Raw genomic sequence first — 16,657 nt, 5'->3', positions numbered from 1 at the left:
ATGCCTCCCCTAGTTTGACTTATTCACTATGTAATTTGTTAGCTGTAACGCAACAAAAATTCCAATGCGAAGAGTATAAGCTAGTGGGGTCAAATATCTACCTCCCCCAAACTCAGTGGGGGTGGTCCGTGTCAACTTTCTACAATCGATTTTCTTTTAGAAATTCTTTTAAAATCCTTCCAAATGGTTGGGATTTAATTGCCTTTATTTTTGTGTTAGGGATGCTTGCTGCATTTGTTTGGGCAGGCAAACAAATGTCAGCTCCCTATCAAGTCGGTCAAACCTTAGCTCTATCCTTAGATCCTCATCAGCTACCTAAATATGCCTTGTTTACCATTTTACGTTTATTTACGGCCATGGCATTTTCTTTATTATTCACCTTTACTGTGGGAACTCTAGCCGCTAAAAATAAACGCGCGGCTAGCATTATCATTCCTTGCATTGATATCTTACAGTCTGTCCCTGTTATTGGTCTGTTATCTATTACCATAGTAGGATTTATCGCTTTATTTCATGGAAGTAGGCTTGGTCCTGAAGCTGCGGCAATTTTTGCAGTTTTTACTGCTCAGGTTTGGAATATCACACTCAGCTTCTATCAAAGCCTGCGCGCAGTACCTACTGAATTGAAAGAAGCCGCTGATATGTTTCATTTATCTGCCTGGCAACGTTTTTGGCGTCTTGACGTTCCTTTTAGTATGCCTGGGTTATTATGGAATATGATGATGTCTATGTCAGGCAGCTGGATATTCCTAATTGCATCGGAAAGTATTTCTGTCAATAATCAAACAATCGTATTACCTGGCGTTGGTTCTTATCTAGGACTTGCTATCAGTCAAGCCAGCATTTCAGGTGTGATTTACACTATCTTGACTATGCTCATTGTCATTTTGCTTTATGACCAACTCCTTTTCAGACCTTTATTAAATTGGTCAAAAAAATTTACATTTGAGCAAGTTAGTCAAGAATATGTATCTCGTTCATGGATTAATATACTCTTACAACAAACCTATATATTAAAATACTTAGGTCGTTTTTTTGGGAAATTAGGTGATGCCATCGTCAATATTTCTTTTTCAAAGGATATAAAAAAGAAAGTTATATTCAAAAAAGCTAGCCCCAATAAATCGATCGAAATTATTTGGTATAGCTGTATTACACTTATGGTGTCTATATCACTTTGGCTATTATTACACTTTATTTTCAAGCATCTTTCATCACATGAAATAATTCATGTACTATTTTTAGGTTGTGTAACTTCATTAAGAATCATTACCATTATTTTAATAGCCAGTATCATTTGGATCCCTATTGGAGTTTTCATAGGATTAAATCGTCGTATTGCGGAATGGGTACAACCTATTGCACAATTTTTAGCGGCATTTCCAGCAAACGTCTTATTCCCTGTTGCAGTTATTTTAATCTTAAGATACCACTTAAATATCGAGATATGGTCCACACCATTATTGTTGCTAGGCACACAATGGTACATTTTATTTAATATTATCGCTGGCACAGCCGCCCTACCAGAAGATTTAAAAGAAGCAACCAGCAACTTTGGTGTCAAAGGTTGGCAATGGTGGCATCGTTTAGTTTTACCTGGAATTTTTCCTCATTGGATAACAGGTACCATCACCGCAATTGGCGGAGGTTGGAATATGACTATCTTAACCGAAGTAATCAGTTGGGGCTCTACTACACTTACTGCAACAGGACTAGGCGCTTATATTGCAAAATCAACTGATGCGGGTGATTTTCCAAGAGTGGCGCTCGGAATGGCAATGATGAGTGTATTTGTTTTAGTTATGAATCATTTAGTTTGGCGTCCATTATATAATTTAGCTCAGTCACGTTATCGATTGGACTAGGAGGGAATAACATGAATAAGAAACCCATTTTTACTGTAAAAGATATCAGTAAATCCTTTAAAAAAGCTGAACAACAAGAATTATTAGTACTAGATAAAGTTAATTTCCAACTTTATGAAGATGAGATTGTTGCACTACTAGGTAAATCAGGCTCAGGAAAATCTACACTATTACGTATCATTTCTGGTCTCTCTGAGCCGAGCAGTGGTACAGTAACTTATCGAGAAAAAGTTGTAAATGGACCTGTACAAGGCATGGCGATGGTTTTCCAAAACTTTGCTCTCTTACCCTGGTTAACCGTTTTAGAAAATGTTGAATTAGGTCTTGAAGCTTTGCGAGTCCCTCGAGATGAACGCAGAACTCGAGCTTTAAAAGCTATCGATATTATCGGCCTCGATGGATTCGAATCTGCTTATCCAAAAGAATTATCCGGTGGAATGCGCCAACGTGTAGGTTTTGCACGTGCGCTCGTCATTAATCCAGATGTTTTATTAATGGATGAACCTTTTTCAGCCTTGGATGTACTCACGGCTGATAATCTTAAAAGCGATCTGCTTGATTTATGGGAAGCAAAACAAACAGGGACTCGGGGAATTTTATTTGTAACACACAATATTGAAGAAGCTGTTTTGCTCGCAAATCGTGTCATCGTATTTGATAGCGATCCTGGCAGTATACGCGCAGAATTGATCATTGATTTACCTTATCCACGAAATGAACAAAATCCTGAATTTCGAAAATATGTCGATCAAATATATTCCTTAATTACTCGTCAAATGGATGAACGTAAAAAATTGTTACTTAAAGAGCAGTTACCTCGCATCACCGATATAGGTTATCGTCTTCCAGATGCTGATATTTCCGAATTAACGGGTTTACTTGAAACTTTAGATCAATCTGAATACCAAGGACATATTAGTTTACCTGAGCTTACTGAATCACTCCATTTAGATGTCGATGATTTATTTCCATTAACCGAAGTATTAGATATTTTAGGTTTTGCTCATGTCAATAATGGAGAATTAATCCTAACCGAAGCTGGAAAATTATTTGCAAATGCCGATATCTTAGAGCGGAAAAAAATCTTTGCTGCTCATTTATTACGTTATGTGCCCTTGGCAAAGCATATACGGCAAGTTCTAGAAGAAAGACGCACAACCGGTCAACGTGCGTCTAGAGAACGTTTCTTGAATGAATTAGAAGATTATTTGAGCGAAAAAGAAGCTGAACGTGTTCTGCGTACCGTGATTGATTGGGGTCGTTATGCAGAGCTCTTTGCTTATGCGAACAATACAGGGATGCTAAGCTTAGAGAATCCGAATTAATTCAATAAAATATAACATCAAGCAAAATTTAAATGGTAATTTAATTTATTAGGCAACTTGTATAATTCAGTGATGGACTTGAGTTCAAGGCAAACGATAAATCGAGGACGGAGTTTACATGAATAAATTAAGGCAGTAGATTAGCGTTTAACGATGAAATCATGTCTATCATGCCTACGCAAGTGGTCTATTCTAATTTTCTCTATGGTTAAAACTGATGCATACTAAAAAATTTTCCGAGTCTGCTCGAAAAGTAATTGAAACAGAAGGAAAAACCATTTTGAGTTTATTAAACCAAATTGACTCAAATTTTGAACAAGCGTGTGAATTCCTTTTAAATTGCCAAGGCCATATCGTTGTCATTGGGATAGGTAAATCAGGTCATATTGGTAATAAAATCGCAGCTACTTTAGCCAGCACAGGGAGTCCCGCCTTTTTTATTCATGCAGCTGAGGCGAATCATGGTGATCTTGGCATGATCAATTCCAAAGATGTGGTCGTTGCTATATCACATTCAGGAGAAACGGACGAGCTCATTACTATTCTTCCTACACTCAAACTACTCAATATCCCTTTTATACTTATAACTGGGAATGTTCAATCTACTTTAGCGCAACAAGCAACCGTCACTATCCATATCCCTATAGAGCAAGAAGCCTGCCCTTTAGGCTTAGCTCCAACCTCTAGCAGTACAGCAGCGTTAGTTTTGGGTGATGCCATCGCAATATCACTGCTTGAAATACGTGGTTTTAGTAGTGATGATTTTGCTAAGGTTCATCCAAAAGGGCAACTGGGTCGGCGTTTATTATTAAAAGTAGCTGATATAATGCACACCGGAACAGCTATCCCAAACGTAAAATCTGGAACTCCTTTAGTTCAGACTCTATTTGAAGTTTCACAGAAAAGACTGGGAATGGCCATAGTTACTGACAAAAATCAACGTCTCTTAGGTATTTTTACTGATGGCGATCTTAGGCGAGCAATAGATCAAGGATTAAATCTTCAGAGCACTCTGGTCGATCAAGTAATGACCTCTAATTGTAAAACAATAAGTAAAGATAAGTTAGCTGCTGAAGCTTTGCGAATAATGGAAGCTAGCAAGATAACTACTTTAATTATTGTAAATGAAGATAAAAAACCTCTCGGCGTTGTGCATATTCATGATATTCTGAGCCAGAGAATTACTTAAAATATTTCTTAGCACAGAACAAAAAAATTAATGAGCCGTCATGACCAAACCGAAACGTTAGTGAGGGGTGGCATCAGGAAAATTAAGCTTTTCGCTGGGTTGCCGTGATCAGATGCTCATAATGATTAAAAACACTTAAATTAAACCATTTAAACTAGCGCATATAATAGTATGTTTTCTAAAACGCTATTCATTAATCTTATTCTTATTTTTTTAATTTTATTAGGCACATGGTATACATGGTTACAGCTAACTAGACCTGTTAACTCGGCTATTACTGGAAACCAACCTGACGCCTATGCAACAAAAGTCATAGTCTACCATATTGATAAATCAGGGAACCTTTATGATCAATTAAAAACACCTTTATCAATCCATTATCCCTTATACGGAATTATTTCTCTCACCACACCTATTTTCACTTTATTTTTAAAAAATAAAGAGTCATGGCAACTTTCATCTCGTTATGGCAAACTGAAAGAAGGTAAAGATCTTCTACAGCTTTGGGATAATGTCAAACTTGAACAAAAACAAGGACCAGCCAATAAAACTGTCTCTACCCTAACGACATCCACTTTAGATATTCATCTAAAAGAAAAAACGGCTGACACGTCCGCCCCAGTCGTAATAACGCAGATAAATCAAGAGATACACGCTGTAGGATTACACGCTAATTTTAATACGAAAACGATTCGACTGTTATCTCAAGTAAAGGGGCAACTCAAACCTGCAAAAAGTAAATGAGGTTTAAGATGTTGGTTCAAGAACATTTGAAAAAAAAGCCATCTAAAATAAATAAAAGCTATTTATTATTCCTAGCCACATCAATAATTAGTACTCTTTCTATCCCTGTACATGCTAATCCAGAAGATCTAGCACAAACTATCTATTTTGAATCTGATACCTTGTCATATAATAATGAAACAAAATTAGGCATCTATCAGGGACATATTAAGCTGACTCAAGGGAACGGAGTTCTCACAGCAGAATATGCCACCAGTTATTCTGACCAGAATGGTCAAGTCACCAAAGTAATCGCTATTGGAAATCCAGCTCGCTATCGGGCACTTATATTTCCTAATCGACCCAAGTTAATTGCTACTGGAAATACGATCTATTATTATCCACAGAAAGATTGGTTAGAAGCTGTGGGTAATGCTGAGATTGTGCAAGGACAAAATCATGTCAAAGGGCCCCAAATTAACTATGATTTTAAAAAGAAAACCGTTGGTTCCCCTATCTCAAAAGAAGGGCATACTCAAATACTAATAGCACCATTGCAACCTGTTCGCTCATGAGTAAATTACAAGCTATCAATTTGGCTAAACGCTACCATTCTCGCGTTGTTGTCAAAAATGTTTCTTTAGAACTAGAAACCGGAGAAGTAGTAGGTTTGTTAGGCCCTAATGGCGCTGGAAAAACCACAAGCTTTTATTTGATTGTGGGTTTAATTGAAAGTGCGCAAGGTAAAATTTTATTAGATAATCATAATATTACTCGTTTGCCGATGCATGCTCGTGCTAAGGCAGGCATCGGTTACTTACCTCAGGAACCTTCAATATTTCGTAAATTATCTGTCGCTGACAATATTCTCGCTATACTCCAATTACGTAAAGATCTTTCAAAAGAACAACGTAAACAACATCTCGAAAATCTTCTTCATGAGTTCCATATAACTCATATCCGCGATACATTAGGAATTAGCTTATCGGGGGGGGAACGGCGTCGTGTTGAAATTGCCCGCGCTTTGGCCATGGAGCCAAAATTCATGTTATTAGATGAACCTTTTGCTGGAATCGATCCCATTTCTGTTGTTGATATTAAACGCATGATTATTCATCTTAGCCGGCGTGGCATCGGAGTTTTGATTACCGATCATAATGTTCGAGAAACTCTTACGATTTGTAAACGTGCTTATATAGTGAGTGAAGGAGAAACTATCTATGTGGGGACTCCAAAAGAAGTATTAAATAATCAACGTGTTAGGGAAGTCTATTTGGGTCATGAATTTGATCTATAGTCATAGATCTGTGTAAAATAGAATAAAAATTGTTTAAATTTTACTCGAATTGTCCTATGAAAAAATTAAATTTCCACCTTTCTTTAAAAATTCCCTTAGGGTTAAAAAATACTCTAGGAAATAGATTGCGCTCTACTTTACTGTTCAACCTAAGGTATAATCACTAAATTATTTTAGAATATCAAAGACAATACATTATAAAGATAGAGGGTCTAATGCAAATTACTATTACAGATGATGGTATTAAAGTTACGGACGCTTTAAAACAATATATACTAGATAAGTTTAAACGACTGGAACGTATAACTCAAAAATCTACTGCCATACATATCACATTAAGTCTTGAAAATTTAGATCAAGTCGCTAAAGCGCTAGTTCATACGCATGGCACTGAATTTTATGCTAGTGCTGAAAATGCAAATCTATATTCTGCAATTGACAATTTAATTGACAGAATAGAGCAGCAAATTAATAAACATAAACAAAAAATTAAAGAAAAAAGACATGATAGATCAGAAAAATATGGTCCAGAGGAATCCGAAGAGCTTTAAATAAACTTATCGAGGCCCCTGTGCAACTCAATCCTTTAACCGCAATTTCTCCTGTTGATGGTCGTTATTCAGATAAAACCGATAGTTTGCGTCCCTTATGTAGCGAATATGCTTTATTTTATTTTAGAGTGTTAATTGAGATACGCTGGCTACAAGCCCTGGCTAACCATTCTGGCATCAAGGAAATTCCCGCATTTTCTCAAACAACTCAGCAACAATTAAATCATATTGTTGAAAATTTTAATTTGGAAGATGCTGAAAGAATTAAAACTTTAGAAAAAAAAACACGACACGATATTAAAGCCGTTGAGTATTTTTTAAAAGAAAAACTAGCTAAAAATCCAGAGTTCGAATCAATCCGTGAATTTATACATTTTGGCTGTACGTCTGATGATATTAATAATTTAGCTTATGCTTTAATGCTCAAGGACATACGGGCTCAACATTTACTCCCTGCAATTCAGCAATTAATAATTTATTTAAAAAAATATTCGCATCAATACTCCACACATCCTATGCTGGGTCGTACGCACGGCCAACCCGCTGTACCTACGACAATGGGTAAAGAATTTGCGAATTTTACTCAACGCTTATTAGCTCAGGAAAAAATATTCGCTGCAGTAAAAATTTACGGTAAATTTAATGGCGCTATTGGTAATTACAATGCTCATAGAATTGCTTATCCTGACATTAATTGGCCTGAACTTAGTAAAAATTTTGTAAACAGTCTACATTTAGATTGGAATGCTTATACTACACAGATTGAACCTCATGACTATATTGCAGAATATTGTGATAGTTTAAAACGGATTAATAATATATTAATTAATTTGACAGCCGATTTTTGGGGTTATATTTCTTTGGGTTATTTCAAACAAAAAGTCAAGATAGGTGAAGTTGGCTCATCTACCATGCCGCATAAAATTAATCCCATCGATTTTGAAAATGCTGAGGGAAATTTCAGTTTAGCAAATAACTTATATCAACATTTTTCAAGAACCTTACCTATCTCCCGTTGGCAGCGTGATTTAAGAGACTCAACATTATTACGTAATCTTGGAACAGCGTTTGCATATAATTTAATTGCTTACAATAGTTTACAGTGTGGTTTAGAAAAAATTTCCATCGATGATACTAAATTGCTTGAAGATCTTAATCAACATTGGGAAATCTTGGCAGAAGCCATACAAACTATTTTAAGACGATATGCTACTGAAATGCCCTACGAAAAATTAAAAATCTTAACGCAAGGTAAAAAACTTAATCAAGAAACACTTCATCAATTTATTAACGACTTAAAAGTACCCGACAATATTAAACAAAAATTACTCGAATTATCGCCTATGAGTTATTTAGGCTATGCGACTGAGCTGGCACAATCAATCTGAAATTTTAGTGCATTAGTTTTAAGACTCTTATACTATTACCAAATGATATTTAAAAAAAATTGTATTTAAAATACTATTATGCAAATAGATTTAACAAATAAACTATTTAACTTTTTTTAAAATGGCTAAATGAGGAAATAGAACCACTTCAACCTGTTCTACTTAGTGATTTTAATAAACTTCGTTATAAATCACGTCCTTGCGATATTTTATTAATAGAAGGTCGCAGCCGTATTAGTCAAATGATTAAAGTCATTACTCGTTGTTCCTGGTCCCATGCTGCATTGTATATTGGCCGTTTATATGACATTGCAGATAAGGGTAGGCAAAAAAGAATAACCGAGTTTTACTCTGGTGATCCAAACGAACAACTAGTATTTGAAAGTTTGTTAGGAAAAGGGGCTTTAATCTCGCCATTAAAAAAATATGAAAAGGAGCACTCTCGCATTTGTCGTCCAAGAAATATTTCACATCAAAAAGGACAAAAAATCATAAACTACGCTATAAAAAGATTAAGCATACAGTATGATTCTAGACTAATTTTTGATTTAGGACGTTTTTAATGCCTTGGCCACTTTTACCTCGTAGATGGCGCTCTACAATATTTAATTACAAGCCAGGCATGAGAATCAAAGAAAGCTGCTCTTCCTTATTAGCTGAAGCTTTTCAATCCGTCAATTTTCCAGTATTACCAATTTTAAAAACTGAAAAAAATAGCACTAAACTTTACAAAAGCAATCCAAGACTGTATGCGCCGCGGGATTTCGACTATTCTCCTTATTTTGATATTATCAAATATCCTATGCATTTAACTACATTCCAGAATAATCAAAGATTAAACGAAAAATTAAATAAGGAATAATTACTTTTTAGTTTTATTTGTTTTTTTTGCCGTTAATTTTATTTTTTCATTAATGTAGTCTACAAAAATTTTATCTCCGGGTAAGAATTTTTCTTCGAGCATATCTTTAGCAATCGGATTCTCCAATTCTTGTTGAATAGTACGTTTTAGAGGGCGTGCACCATAAACAGGATCGTAACCCATTTTAGCAATATGATTAATCGCAGCTTCGCTAACTTCTAATTGTAAATCACGATCACTGAGACGTTCGCGTAGGCTTTCCAATTGAATTAAAGTAATTTTATGAATCTTCTTTTCAGATAACGCATGAAACACAACTACCTCATCAACACGATTAATAAATTCCGGTCGGAAATGTTGCGCAATAATATCCATAAGCATACTTTTTAAAGCAGCATAATCTTTTTTCGACGTCAACTCTTGAATAATTTGCGAACCTAAATTTGATGTCATTACTATTACAGTGTTACGAAAGTCCACTGTGCGTCCTTGCCCATCTGTTAATCGACCATCATCTAATACTTGTAATAAAATGTTAAACACATCTGAATGTGCTTTTTCAATTTCGTCTAAGAGAACTACAGAATAAGGTTTCCGACGAACTGCTTCGGTAAGATAACCCCCTTCTTCATAACCGACATATCCTGGCGGAGCACCAATTAGACGTGCAACAGAATGTTTCTCCATAAATTCTGACATATCTAAACGCACCATTGCATCGTCAGAGTCAAATAAAAAGCCTGCTAATGCTTTGCAAACTTCTGTTTTACCAACACCGGTGGGTCCTGAAAAAATAAATGACCCTATCGGACGCTTAGGATCTGACAAACCTGCGCGTGAACGTCGAATAGCATTTGATACAACAGCAATCGCTTCATCTTGACCTATGACACGTTTGTGGAGTGCATCTTCCATGTGTAATAATTTTTCTCTTTCGCCTTTTAGCATTTTAGCCACGGGTATACCCGTCCATTGTGAAACAATTTCAGCGATTTCTTTTTCACTCACTTTATTGCGGACTAAATGAGGCTCTTTTTTTGCTATCTTCTGAGCTGCGACCAATTTTTTCTCTAAGGCGGGGATACGACCGTATTGTAATTCGGACATTTGATTTAGATCGCCAGAGCGGCGCGCTTTTTCTAACTCAAATTGTGCCTTTTCAAGCTCACTCTTAATTTTTTGCTCGCCTTGCAAGGTTGCTTTTTCAGCCTTCCAAACCTCATTAAGATCAGCATATTTTTTTGAAAGCTCAGTAATCTCTTTTTCTAAATTTTCCAATCTAATCTTGGAAGCCTCATCGGTTTCTTTTTTTAAGGCTTCTCTTTCAATTTTTAATTGAATTAATCGTCTATCTAAACGATCCAATTTTTCTGGTTTAGAATCAATTTCGATTCTAATTCGACTAGCCGCCTCATCAATAAGATCAATTGCTTTATCAGGCAAGTTTCTATCAGAAATGTAGCGATGAGACAAAGTAGCTGCAGCAACAATAGCTGAATCCGTAATTTCAACACCATGGTGAATCTCATAACGTTGTTTTAAACCGCGTAAAATGGCTATGGTATCTTCAACGCTAGGCTCATCTACTAAAATTTTTTGAAAACGGCGTTCTAATGCAGCATCTTTTTCAATATAATTCCGATATTCATTTAAAGTAGTTGCGCCAATACAATGCAACTGACCTCTCGCTAAAGCAGGTTTAAGCATATTTCCTGCATCCATAGCTCCTTCTGCTTTTCCTGCACCCACCATGGTATGCAACTCATCAATAAATAAAATAATTTGTCCTTCTTGTTTTGCCAGCTCATTTAAAACGGCTTTTAATCGTTCTTCGAATTCTCCTCGATATTTAGCTCCAGCAATCAATGAGCCCATATCTAAAGCAAGTAAACGTTTGTTTCTTAATCCTTCTGGAACTTCATGATTAACAATTCGTTGCGCAAGTCCTTCCACTACAGCGGTTTTACCAACACCAGGCTCACCAATAAGGACTGGATTATTTTTTGTTCGTCTTTGCAGCACTTGAATAGTTCGACGTATCACATCATCACGTCCAATGACTGGATCGAGTTTTCCTTGGGATGCCTGCGCTGTTAGATCAATAGTGTATTTTTCCAAAGCGCCGCGACGACCTTCTGCTTCAGGATCAGTCACTGCCTCTCCGCCTCTTACATCTTTTATTGCTTGTTCAAGCAAAGCTTTGCTAGCGCCCGCTTTTCTTAATAATTCGCCCAAAATATTTTTATCATCTATAGCTGCAAGTACAAATAATTCGCTTGATAAATATTCATCATTTCGTTGCTGTGCAAGCTTATCGCATACATTCAGTAAGCGGACGAGATCTTTAGAAGGATAAATCTCTCCAGGAGTTGCAGTCTGAACTTTAGGTAAACGCGCAATTGCCTCATCCAAGTCTTTTGTTAATTGATTTAAATTAACATTAGCTTTACTCAATAAAGGTTTAACCGTACCATTCTCTTGTTGCAACAAAGCAGACATTAAATGGATGGGTTCAATAAAAGCATTATCCTGCCCGATAGCGAGAGATTGAGATTCCGCTAAGGCGTTTTGAAACTGACTGGTTAATTTATTAAGACTCATATTTCCCTCTAATTACCACTTCTCAAGATTTATATCTTATAAATAGTTTAGTCTAATTAGAAAAAATCAAGTCAATTTAGCTAAAAAAAATGCATAGCAATCAATATTTTGGACAATCTAAGTATAAATTTAGCTCGGTATAAATTACCTAGCTCTTGTCTAGTAATTGGGCATAGGAAGTTAAATTTTTGTATTTTCAGCCAAAATATGTCCCGGCTAGTAAAAAAGAGTTAAACTATGCGCATTTATACTCTTATTTCAAAAATTTAAATGGGAAATTCTATGACAGAAGAACTGTTAGATGATCCAGCATGGCAACGCAAAACCATAGAAAAATTACTTTTTGATAACTTAAAAGAACAACGTCGCAAAAGACGCTGGAATATTTTTTTCAAATTCCTGTTTTTTATAATTCTTTTAGGTCTTCTGTTAGCTTTATGGCCAACAACAAGTAATCTACCCACTGCTTCAAAAACAAAAGCTCATATCGGAGTTGTTGATATTAGAGGAGTCATTGATGACAATTCAACTGCAAGTTCTGATAACGTAATTGAAGGATTGCAAAACGCTTTTGAGGATAGAAATACGCGTACAGTGATTTTGCGTATTAATAGTCCAGGAGGTAGTCCAGTTCAAGCGGCGCAGATCTACAATGAAATCCTCTATTTACGCCATCAATATCCTAAGACTAAATTGTATTCTGTATGTGATGATCTTTGTGCATCTGCAGCTTATTATATAGCCTCGGCTAGTGACGATATCTATGCTAATCCTGCCAGCTTAGTCGGTTCAATTGGTGTTTTAATGGATGGATTTGGTTTCGTTGATACCATGAAGAAAGTCGGTGTTCAACGTCGCCTATTAACAGCTGGAGACCATAAAGGCTTTTTAGATCCCTTTTCACCTGAAAAAATAGAGGAAAAGCTCATTGCCGAACGCATGCTTGCAAATGTTCATCAACAATTCATTCATGCCGTTAAACAGGGGCGCGGAAATCGTCTAAAAGATAATCCGGAGTTATTTTCTGGTTTAGCGTGGACAGGAGAAGAAGCATTATCTTTAGGACTTATAGACGGTTTTGGAGATTTAAATAGCTTATCTCAAGACTTAATTAAAAATAAAAATATTGTCGATTACACCGTCAAACCTGGCCTATTACAACAACTTTCTGATCGAATGGGTGCTGCGTTCGCACAACAAATAAGTACTAACTTGGGTATTTTACCTCATGGATTTCGTTAAAAAATAAAAATATCTATAAACGACTTGTATAAACTCTTGTTTATGCTTTATTTTTAATTTTAAAGTATAAGATGGAATTTATCATGGAAAATTCTGAACATGGATTTAGCTTATTCGAGCTGCTTATCGTTTTATTTATAGTCGGTATTTTAGCTACAATCACTTGTCCTATTTATATTCACGCTCTGAAGAAAACTCACCGTACTGAAGCGAAAATTGCTTTAATAAATCTTGCCCAACAGATGGAAATTTATTATCTTGGAAATAATAATAGTTACGAAGATGCGAACTTTAACAAGTTACATCTAAAAGATGTTACGGAAAAAAACTTTTATCAATTAATCCTAAAAAGCACTACCAGCAGTTATCAACTATCAGCCAAAGCTAAATTTTCCGATTCTGAATGTTATCTATTTATGCTTAATCAATTAGGAGAAAAAACTAATGCTGGCACCCGTTCGAAGCAGTGCTGGTAATGGAAATTTAGTTTTTAAAGTTTTATATTGCCTAGTATGTCCGCTATAGTGATGAAAAATATTTTCTACTGCTATACTTCATCTGATTTTCAAGGAGATTTGATATGCTAAGGAAACTGTTAGCAGAATTTTTAGGTACTTTTTGGCTAGTGTTAGGCGGGTGCGGTAGTGCTGTATTAGCCGCTAAATTTCCTCTAGTAGGTATAGGTTTTTTGGGTGTAGCTTTTGCTTTTGGTTTGAGCTTGCTAACCATGTGTTGCGTATTCGCCCCAATCTCTGGTTGTCATTTAAACCCTGCCGTTTCGATAGGTCTTTGGGCTGCAGGTAGATTTAGCCTTAAAGAAGTACCTAGTTATATTATTGCTCAGGTAATAGGAGGCATACTAGCCGCTACTGTTTTATATCTGATTGCAAGTGGACATCATGGCTTTGATCTACAAAATGGCTTTGCCAGCAATGGTTATGGGTTTCATTCGCCAGGTCATTACTCATTATTAGCTTGTTTTATATGCGAAGTAACGATGAGTTTTTTATTTTTAATTGTTATCGCAGGTGTGACTAATCCGCAATTACCTAGTCATTTTGCTCCCTTAGCCATTGGCTTAGCCTTAACCTTAATCCATTTAATTAGCATTCCAGTTACAAATACTTCTGTTAATCCTGCTAGAAGCACAGGTCCAGCACTATTTGTAGGAGGGTGGGCAATCCACCAGCTTTGGTTATTTTGGGTCGCTCCATTAATCGGTGGAAGCTTATTTAGATATATATGGGGAAATGAAAAATTAGCTCCTGATCGATAAAACAGAAAAAAATTATTTATATAATTTCTAATATTAAATTGCCGTTTCAGTAGTGATTGCTAATGACGTTTGTAATTCACGTGGTAGAGCAAAAGCAATGTTTTCATCTATACCCATTAATTCGGAAACCAAACATTCTTGCCAATTAGGAAATGTTTTTAGATATTTTATAACCTCTTGGACTAAAAATTCAGGGGCAGACGCCCCTGCAGTGATACCAATAGATTCTTTTCCAATTACCCAGGTTGATTGGATATCTTTAGACGTATCAATTAAATACGCAGGTTTACCTAAACGTTCGGCCAATTCTTTTAATCTATTAGAGTTGGAACTATTAATAGACCCTAAAACTAATACCATATCACATTGTTTTGCTAATTCTTTAACGGCAAGTTGACGATTTTGCGTTGCATAACAAATATCCTCTTTCTTAGGTGTAGCAATTTCAGGAAAACGCTGCTTTAAAGCCTGTATAATAGTTTTAGTATCATCCAGTGATAAAGTCGTTTGTGTAACATAGCTTAATGAGCGAGGATTTTTAACTTTTAACGAAGCGACATCCTCAGTATTTTCTACTAAATAAATCCCTCCAGCTGGATTATCATAATGTCCTAAACTTCCCTCTACCTCTGGATGATCCGCGTGGCCAATCAAGATGCACTCTTGACCTAAACGATTATAACGCGCCACCTCCATATGCACCTTAGTTACTAAAGGACAAGTCGCATCAAAAACTTTTAAATTGCGTTGTTTAGCGGATTCACGAACGGCTTGAGATACACCATGGGCACTAAAAATAGCAGTGGCTCCTTGTGGTATTTCATCGATATGTTCAACAAAAATTACACCTTTTTGTTCTAAATCGGCAACTACAATTCGATTATGGACTACTTCATGGCGCACATAGATAGGTACGCCAAACAGATTTAATGCTCTTTTAACAATTTCTATGGCGCGATCAACACCGGCGCAAAAACCTCGAGGATTAGCTAAAACAATTTTCATAGCACAGCTCTTAAATTAAGGACTTAGTTTAGAGATGTGCAAAAAAATTGCAAGCTTTATGTAGGAAAGCACTGTGCAACTAAAGGAAACTAATCACTTTCTGATAAATTTAGCGTTGATGGTTGTTCCTAAAGCTTCGATTGTCTATATTATTAGAAAGTCTTTCCGTAACAAAAGTATTTAAGGTTTTGTAAAACAGAGACTTATTAACATTTAATGGCTTATTTTTAATCACTTCAGACCATCTTCTATCAATTATTTCCTTAGGTAAAGGACGTGTGAGAGTATTTTTAAATAGATTGAGTTGGTTATTCAATAAATCCTTAAACTCGCTAACCGAGCTACAGCGCCGCACCGCAACGATTAGAGCCTTGGCTCTTTCATTATGTTTAGCCGGAAAGCGAATAAAAATATTTTTATCTACATAGTTCTTTCTTAAACATTTTATAAAATCATTAATAAGTAGCTTCAGCTTTTGTTCCTGTTCCGTATCTACTTTTTTATTAAGATTTTGAATTTGGACGATATTTTTCACTGAATTTGTTTGAATTACATATTTAGTAATCTCTTTTGCAATCTTTGTTTTTTTGCTATCATAAGCATCTTGTAAAGCAGTTCGTTTTTTCTTGTTTAAGCTAAGTAACGCTCCTTTTCTTAATAACATGACCGACAGATCTTTGTGTCCACCTCTTGCGGCAAAATGCAATGGGGTGTCGCCATCTTGATCCTGAGCATCAATATTTAATTTTTGTTTATCTAGCCAATACTCAAATAAATTGACATCGCCTATATTTGCTAAAGCAAATAAGCAATTATTTTCCCAATTGAGATTAGATTTGAGCATTTTTTCTCTCCTTATAATTACTTATTATTAACTATACTAATTGTTTTTTTATTTTTTTCAACACTGCAAAAAGTAATTCTTTAGATATAGGTTTATAAAAAAAATCATAGGCTCCTAGCATGATCGCTTCACATCTTTCTTCTTTGTTTGCTTCACCAGAAAATAATACTAATGGAATATTTAATTTTCTTTTTTGCATTTTCGCTAGTAATTGCAAACCATGGAGATTGGGCATAATTCTATCGCTTAAAACAACAAAAAATTTATTGGGATTTTGTTGTAAATAATTCCAAGCAAGTTGGCCATCTTTACAGGCTATGTAGGTATATTGAGCTTCATCTAAGTATTGAGTTAATACTTTCAAGCACAGTTCGTCATCATCCACTAGTAATATCTGTTTCGGATTCGGATTTATTATCATTTGATTTTGCATTATTTAATTTTAATAAAATCTTAATATAGTTTCGCCCTGAAATAGTCAAATCTTTT

At 35.6% G+C, this 16,657-nt stretch carries 17 protein-coding genes; 13 read left to right on the top strand and 4 right to left on the bottom strand.

Annotation, left to right across the window (positions count from 1 at the left end):
• Positions 1-128: 128 nt before the first annotated feature.
• The 10 genes from AACL18_RS00325 to AACL18_RS00280 all read left to right on the top strand — a co-directional run bounded on the left by AACL18_RS00325 (position 129) and on the right by AACL18_RS00280 (position 9,200).
• Entirely contained in the window at positions 129-1,865 is a 1,737-nt protein-coding gene (locus AACL18_RS00325) for an ABC transporter permease (protein WP_339050587.1), read from the top strand.
• 11 nt (positions 1,866-1,876) lie between these two features.
• Positions 1,877-3,190: a nitrate/sulfonate/bicarbonate ABC transporter ATP-binding protein gene (locus AACL18_RS00320; protein WP_339050585.1), complete on the top strand. Its 1,314-nt coding sequence runs from the start codon at positions 1,877-1,879 to the stop codon at positions 3,188-3,190.
• A gap of 217 nt (positions 3,191-3,407) precedes the next feature.
• Positions 3,408-4,379, top strand: coding sequence for a KpsF/GutQ family sugar-phosphate isomerase (locus AACL18_RS00315; protein WP_339050583.1), 972 nt, complete (start codon positions 3,408-3,410; stop codon positions 4,377-4,379).
• 171 nt (positions 4,380-4,550) lie between these two features.
• Positions 4,551-5,123, top strand: coding sequence for an LPS export ABC transporter periplasmic protein LptC (gene lptC / locus AACL18_RS00310; RefSeq protein WP_339050582.1), 573 nt, complete (start codon positions 4,551-4,553; stop codon positions 5,121-5,123).
• A gap of 8 nt (positions 5,124-5,131) precedes the next feature.
• Positions 5,132-5,677 (top strand): lipopolysaccharide transport periplasmic protein LptA, encoded by a 546-nt coding sequence (gene lptA, locus AACL18_RS00305; protein WP_339050581.1) that lies wholly within the window; start codon positions 5,132-5,134, stop codon positions 5,675-5,677.
• Entirely contained in the window at positions 5,674-6,399 is a 726-nt protein-coding gene (gene lptB, locus AACL18_RS00300; protein ID WP_339050580.1) for an LPS export ABC transporter ATP-binding protein, read from the top strand. The genes lptA and lptB overlap by 4 nt, the downstream gene beginning before the upstream one ends.
• 215 nt (positions 6,400-6,614) lie before the next feature.
• Positions 6,615-6,950 carry a ribosome hibernation-promoting factor, HPF/YfiA family gene (gene hpf / locus AACL18_RS00295; RefSeq protein ID WP_339050579.1) on the top strand — a complete coding sequence of 112 codons (336 nt, stop codon included), beginning with the start codon at positions 6,615-6,617 and terminating at the stop codon, positions 6,948-6,950.
• 20 nt (positions 6,951-6,970) lie between these two features.
• Complete coding sequence (purB, locus tag AACL18_RS00290; protein WP_339050578.1) at positions 6,971-8,338, top strand: adenylosuccinate lyase; 1,368 nt, start codon at positions 6,971-6,973, stop codon at positions 8,336-8,338.
• 242 nt (positions 8,339-8,580) lie between these two features.
• Positions 8,581-8,901, top strand: a complete 321-nt coding sequence (locus tag AACL18_RS00285) for a YiiX/YebB-like N1pC/P60 family cysteine hydrolase (protein WP_339050576.1) — start codon at positions 8,581-8,583, stop codon at positions 8,899-8,901.
• A complete protein-coding gene (locus tag AACL18_RS00280) occupies positions 8,901-9,200 on the top strand; it encodes a hypothetical protein (protein WP_339050574.1) in 300 nt (99 codons plus the stop codon). Before AACL18_RS00285 ends, AACL18_RS00280 begins: the two co-directional genes overlap by 1 nt.
• On the opposite strand, the gene clpB is transcribed toward AACL18_RS00280, so the two are convergent.
• Positions 9,201-11,801, bottom strand: a complete 2,601-nt coding sequence (gene clpB, locus AACL18_RS00275) for an ATP-dependent chaperone ClpB (RefSeq protein WP_339050572.1) — start codon at positions 11,799-11,801, stop codon at positions 9,201-9,203.
• A gap of 282 nt (positions 11,802-12,083) precedes the next feature.
• On the opposite strand from clpB, the gene AACL18_RS00270 reads away from it, so the two are divergent.
• From AACL18_RS00270 to aqpZ, 3 genes are all read left to right on the top strand, one after another.
• On the top strand, positions 12,084-13,043 hold the full coding sequence (locus tag AACL18_RS00270) for a S49 family peptidase (RefSeq protein WP_339050571.1): 960 nt from the start codon (positions 12,084-12,086) through the stop codon (positions 13,041-13,043).
• An 83-nt stretch (positions 13,044-13,126) separates the two neighbouring features.
• Positions 13,127-13,519 (top strand): type IV pilin protein, encoded by a 393-nt coding sequence (locus AACL18_RS00265; RefSeq protein ID WP_339050569.1) that lies wholly within the window; start codon positions 13,127-13,129, stop codon positions 13,517-13,519.
• A 104-nt stretch (positions 13,520-13,623) separates the two neighbouring features.
• Positions 13,624-14,319, top strand: a complete 696-nt coding sequence (aqpZ, locus tag AACL18_RS00260; RefSeq protein ID WP_339050567.1) for an aquaporin Z — start codon at positions 13,624-13,626, stop codon at positions 14,317-14,319.
• 33 nt (positions 14,320-14,352) lie between these two features.
• On the opposite strand, the gene ispH is transcribed toward aqpZ, so the two are convergent.
• From ispH to AACL18_RS00245, 3 genes are all read right to left on the bottom strand, one after another.
• Entirely contained in the window at positions 14,353-15,324 is a 972-nt protein-coding gene (ispH, locus tag AACL18_RS00255) for a 4-hydroxy-3-methylbut-2-enyl diphosphate reductase (protein ID WP_339050565.1), read from the bottom strand.
• 109 nt (positions 15,325-15,433) lie between these two features.
• Positions 15,434-16,168 (bottom strand): ankyrin repeat domain-containing protein, encoded by a 735-nt coding sequence (locus AACL18_RS00250; protein WP_339050563.1) that lies wholly within the window; start codon positions 16,166-16,168, stop codon positions 15,434-15,436.
• A 31-nt stretch (positions 16,169-16,199) separates the two neighbouring features.
• Positions 16,200-16,589 carry a response regulator gene (locus AACL18_RS00245; RefSeq protein WP_339050561.1) on the bottom strand — a complete coding sequence of 130 codons (390 nt, stop codon included), beginning with the start codon at positions 16,587-16,589 and terminating at the stop codon, positions 16,200-16,202.
• Between the last annotated feature and the right edge of the window lie 68 nt (positions 16,590-16,657).

Origin of the sequence: Rickettsiella endosymbiont of Xylota segnis (assembly GCF_964019545.1) — a bacterium.
GTDB lineage: Bacteria > Pseudomonadota > Gammaproteobacteria > Diplorickettsiales > Diplorickettsiaceae > Aquirickettsiella.
Note: the sequence above shows the minus strand (reverse complement) of the source record. Positions and strands in the feature narration are given on the sequence as shown.

Coding starts and splice junctions, on each gene's coding strand:
- AACL18_RS00265 (WP_339050569.1), top strand. CDS start 13,127: ATGGAAAATTCTGAACATGGATTTAGCTTATTCGAGCTGCTTATCGTT.
- AACL18_RS00245 (WP_339050561.1), bottom strand. CDS start 16,589: ATGATAATAAATCCGAATCCGAAACAGATATTACTAGTGGATGATGAC.
- AACL18_RS00270 (WP_339050571.1), top strand. CDS start 12,084: ATGACAGAAGAACTGTTAGATGATCCAGCATGGCAACGCAAAACCATA.
- AACL18_RS00315 (WP_339050583.1), top strand. CDS start 3,408: ATGCATACTAAAAAATTTTCCGAGTCTGCTCGAAAAGTAATTGAAACA.
- ispH (WP_339050565.1), bottom strand. CDS start 15,324: ATGAAAATTGTTTTAGCTAATCCTCGAGGTTTTTGCGCCGGTGTTGAT.
- lptA (WP_339050581.1), top strand. CDS start 5,132: ATGTTGGTTCAAGAACATTTGAAAAAAAAGCCATCTAAAATAAATAAA.
- AACL18_RS00320 (WP_339050585.1), top strand. CDS start 1,877: ATGAATAAGAAACCCATTTTTACTGTAAAAGATATCAGTAAATCCTTT.
- clpB (WP_339050572.1), bottom strand. CDS start 11,801: ATGAGTCTTAATAAATTAACCAGTCAGTTTCAAAACGCCTTAGCGGAA.
- lptC (WP_339050582.1), top strand. CDS start 4,551: ATGTTTTCTAAAACGCTATTCATTAATCTTATTCTTATTTTTTTAATT.
- aqpZ (WP_339050567.1), top strand. CDS start 13,624: ATGCTAAGGAAACTGTTAGCAGAATTTTTAGGTACTTTTTGGCTAGTG.
- AACL18_RS00285 (WP_339050576.1), top strand. CDS start 8,581: ATGATTAAAGTCATTACTCGTTGTTCCTGGTCCCATGCTGCATTGTAT.
- AACL18_RS00250 (WP_339050563.1), bottom strand. CDS start 16,168: ATGCTCAAATCTAATCTCAATTGGGAAAATAATTGCTTATTTGCTTTA.
- lptB (WP_339050580.1), top strand. CDS start 5,674: ATGAGTAAATTACAAGCTATCAATTTGGCTAAACGCTACCATTCTCGC.
- hpf (WP_339050579.1), top strand. CDS start 6,615: ATGCAAATTACTATTACAGATGATGGTATTAAAGTTACGGACGCTTTA.
- AACL18_RS00280 (WP_339050574.1), top strand. CDS start 8,901: ATGCCTTGGCCACTTTTACCTCGTAGATGGCGCTCTACAATATTTAAT.